Source organism: Umezawaea sp. NPDC059074, from assembly GCF_042738955.1.
In the GTDB taxonomy this organism is placed as follows: Bacteria; Actinomycetota; Actinomycetes; order Mycobacteriales; family Pseudonocardiaceae; genus Umezawaea.
In genome coordinates, this window is record NZ_JBHYHC010000119.1 from 1 (window position 1) to 3797 (window position 3797).

The window sequence follows — 3797 nt, forward strand, 5'->3', positions numbered from 1 at the left end:
GACAAGACGAAAGAGGGTGGGGGCGCAAAAACAATCGAGGGCCGCCAGGGTTGGGGGTTAAAAGAACCTGCCGGCATGGTCCGGTTGGGGTGCGGTGCGAGTGCCGGCCGGGGGCCGGAAGATATTTGGTGCGGTTCCGAACGGTGCAATTTAGATGCGGGTCGGGTTGGTCACGGGGTCCTGTTGGGGCCGGGGCCCGCTGGCCACGGCTGCCGATGTGGTCAGGCGGTGAAGGCCAGACTGGCAGCGCCTCAGTCTCAGGTTGCCTGCGGCAGACAGCTTGCGGTGGTTGGATCGAAGGGTTGCCTCTGGCAGGCGACAGGTGGTTCAGAGCGCAAGGTTGCCTGCGGCAGACAGTCTGCGGTGGTTCGATCGAAGGGTTGCCTGCGGCAGGCCTGCTGCTCGTCGACGGCGCAGGGTTGCCTGCGGCAGCTTGTTTGATAGCTGATTGCCTGCCTGCTGGGGCTGGCTGGTTGGTTCGTGTCCGATTTTATTTGGGGGATTTGCCCCTTAAAATTGGAGATCGGGCAGGGCTTTCGGGCACTGCCTTTTGGCCCGATCAAGGGGCAAATCTAGGGGCCCCAAATCAAATCGGACACAGCGGGCTGGGAGTCGAAGCCGCCGAGTGGGCTGGCTGGGAGCTGTGGCCGCTGACCAGCCCGGCTGGGAGTCGTAGCCGCTGGGCGGCCCGGCTGGAGCCGGAAGCCGCTGGGTGACCCAGGTGGAACCGGCGGCCACTGGGTGGCCCGGCTGGAAGACGCAGTCGCCAGGTGGGCGAGCCGGTACCGGCAGCCACTGGCCGGCCAGGCTGGAACCAGCGGTCGCCTAGGCGACCAGGCCGGAAGCCGCAGCCACCCAGCTGGCCACGACGACACCGGCAGCCGCCCAAGTAACCATCCCCGCAGCCGCACCTACCTTCCAGCCTGCCGAGCCCGGTAAGCCCTCTGCTGACAAGCCCGCGAGCAGTACTCCTTCGGCCGACCCGTCGCCGACTTCTCCACCGGCTTCCCACACGTGACGCAACCCCCACCACTTTCATCACGAACCGCAGTTTCATCACGCCCGGCGATCAACACCTCGATCCCGTCCAACACCCTCCGCAGCCCGAACTCGAAGTCGTCCGCCATCCCGTCGTACCCACCGGCCATCCACACACGCGCCAAGGTCGGGTACCGGTCTTCCGTCAGGTGTCCCCACAGCGACACCCGCGAGCCCCACCACTGCTCCATGCTCACCCCGGTGGTCCGCTCCGCCGCCTGGGCCTCCGCGACCCGCCGCGCGGCCCCCTCGACGTACTGCGACACGAGGTTGGCCACAGCCATGGTTTCCCGGCCGCTGAGGCCGGTCCCCTCCAAGACCCGCAAGCGGGCCTCCAGCTCGGCCATGTAGTGCGGGCCCGGCACGCTGCGCGTGGAGGTGACCTGGACCATCCACGGATGGCGCTGGTAGAGCTCCCAGTCCTGTCTTGCGGAGAACGTGAGGCCGGTGCGCCAGTCGACGCCTGCCGCGGGCAGGACGATCTCGGCCGCTGCGGCGTCCTGCATGAGGTCGAGCAGTTCGGCCTTGCCTGGGACGTAGCGGTAGAGGGACATGGTGGTGAAGCCGAGTTTTTCCGCCACTCGGCGCATGGACAGTGCTGCGAGACCCTCCTCGTCTGCCACCTCGACGGCCGCGGCGACCACTCCGTCCAAGGTCAGGGCGGGTTTGGGGCCGCGCACGGGCGGGGGCTTGTCGCCCCAGAGCAGCTCGACGCTGCGTTCCGGATCACCTGCTTCCGTGGCCACTGGGCTCCTTCCACCTTGACACAGAGGCATCGAACTGTCTATACAGTACACAGGGTGTACGACATACACAGTTTAGGAGGTTGTCGTGAGCTCACCTGTTCTCTTCGCTGAAGGCCTCCGCAAGCGGTTCGGCGGGTACTACGCACTGGACGGATTCGACCTGTCGGTCCCAGCGGGCACGGTGTGCGGGCTGCTCGGCCCGAACGGCGCAGGGAAGACGACGGTGCTCCGCATCCTGTCCACCCTCATGCGACCCGACGGGGGCCGCGCCACGGTCAACGGATTCGACGTCGCACGACAAGCCTCGGAGGTCCGCAACCACATCGGCATGATCGGCCAGCAGTCCACCGTCGACGACATCCTCACCGGGCGGGAGAACCTCGCGCTCTGGGGCAGGCTCTACCACCTGAGCGCGGCCAACGCGCGCCGCCGGGCGGACGAGCTGCTGGAGCAGTTCGGGCTCACCGCCGCGGCGAGCAAGCAGGTGAAGCACTACTCCGGCGGTATGCGCCGCCGACTGGACCTCGCGTCGAGTTTCATCACGGCGCCCAGCGTCATGTTCCTCGACGAGCCGACCGCGGGCCTGGACCCCCGCAACCGCATCGAGATGTGGTCGGCGGTCCGGGCGCTCGCGCTCGGCGGCACGACCGTCCTGCTCACGACCCAGCTCCTCGACGAGGCGGACCAGCTGGCCGACCAGATCGTGCTGATGGACGGCGGTCGCAAGATCGCCAGCGGCACCCCCGACGAGCTGAAGGCCCGGACCGGTGGCGACTGGATCGACGTCACCGTCCGCAGCCTCGCGGAGATCCCGGCCGCGGCGGGCGTGATGGCCCGCACCGCGGGCGGCAAGCTCCAGACCACACCGGCCGAGAACAGGGTGAGCGCGGCCGTCGCCGACCGGCAGCACGCGCTCACCGACGTCACGCGGGCCCTGCACGCCGCGGGGATCGACGCGGAGGACGTCACGTTGCGCAGGGCGACCCTCGACGAGGTGTTCCTCCTGCTCACCGGACACGACACGGAAGGGGCCGAAGCATCATGAGCCTGACCCTGCCCCCCATCACCCCGACGCCGATGCCGAGACCGCCGCGGACGATCCTCCAGCGGCTGAAGTGGCTCGTCAGCGACTCGTGGAACGTCGCGTCGCGCGACCTCATCCACTGGATCCGGCAACCCGTCCGGCTCTTCAGCAGCGTCATGTACCCGGTCGTGTCGATCCTGGTGTTCGGCTACGTCTTCGGCAACGCCGTCATGGTCGTCGGCGGCTGGAACTACCGGGAGTTCCTGATGCCCGGCCTGTTCGGGCAGAGCGTGGTGCTCGGCGTCGGCGTCACGCTCGTCGCCATCGCCGAGGACACGAACCGGGGCGTCAACAACCGCTTCCGGGCCATGCCCATGTCGAGGGCCGGGTACCTGGCGGGTCGCAGCGTCGCGGACCTGCTCAACTCGACGCTCGACATCGTGGTGCTGATGCTGTGCGGCCTCGCGGTCGGCTGGACCTGGCACCTCGGGTTCGGCAACGTGGTCGTGGCGTTCGGGCTGCTGATGCTGCTGCGGGTGTCGATGATCTGGCTGGGCATCTACCTCGGCCTGATCATCAAGCCGGAGAACACGTCCGTCGTGTGGACGGTGCTGCTGCCGCTCACGATGTTCTCGGACACGTTCGTGTCGCCGCAGATGATGCCCACGTGGCTGGGCACGGTCTCGGAGTGGAACCCGCTGTCCTCGACGGTGGGGGCGATCCGGGAGCTGTTCGGCAATCCGGGCTGGCCCGGTGACTCGTGGGTGTCCACGCACTCGATGCTGATGGCCGTGCTCTGGCCGTTGGCGATCATCGCGGTCTTCTGGCCGCTGTCCGTCCGCCGGTACCGCAGCATGAGCTGAGTCCCGCACTCCCCTGTCGCGGGCCGGTGGCCGGGGACGGCGGGGGCCCGTGGGTGGGCGAAGGGAGTCGGTGGGGGTCGGCAAATCGGGGGGAAATGTGCGGTGCCCGGCGGCTGGGTGTGGGGA

At 68.3% G+C, this 3797-nt stretch carries 3 protein-coding genes; 2 read left to right on the top strand and 1 reads right to left on the bottom strand.

From position 1 onward, the window contains the following. Window positions 1–911 precede the first annotated feature (911 nt). Window positions 912–1784, bottom strand: coding sequence for a TetR/AcrR family transcriptional regulator C-terminal domain-containing protein (locus tag ACFWW9_RS35805; RefSeq protein ID WP_390386731.1), 873 nt, complete (start codon window positions 1782–1784; stop codon window positions 912–914). Window positions 1785–1869: 85 nt separating this feature from the next. Here ACFWW9_RS35805 and ACFWW9_RS35810 point away from each other — a divergent pair, with 85 nt between their 5' ends. Together ACFWW9_RS35810 and ACFWW9_RS35815 are read left to right on the top strand one after the other, a co-directional pair. Continuing rightward, entirely contained in the window at window positions 1870–2829 is a 960-nt protein-coding gene (locus ACFWW9_RS35810) for an ATP-binding cassette domain-containing protein (protein ID WP_390386733.1), read from the top strand. After that, window positions 2826–3671, top strand: a complete 846-nt coding sequence (locus tag ACFWW9_RS35815) for an ABC transporter permease (RefSeq protein ID WP_390386734.1) — start codon at window positions 2826–2828, stop codon at window positions 3669–3671. Before ACFWW9_RS35810 ends, ACFWW9_RS35815 begins: the two co-directional genes overlap by 4 nt. Window positions 3672–3797: the final 126 nt, after the last annotated feature.

Coding starts and splice junctions, on each gene's coding strand:
- ACFWW9_RS35815 (WP_390386734.1), top strand. CDS start 2,826: ATGAGCCTGACCCTGCCCCCCATCACCCCGACGCCGATGCCGAGACCG.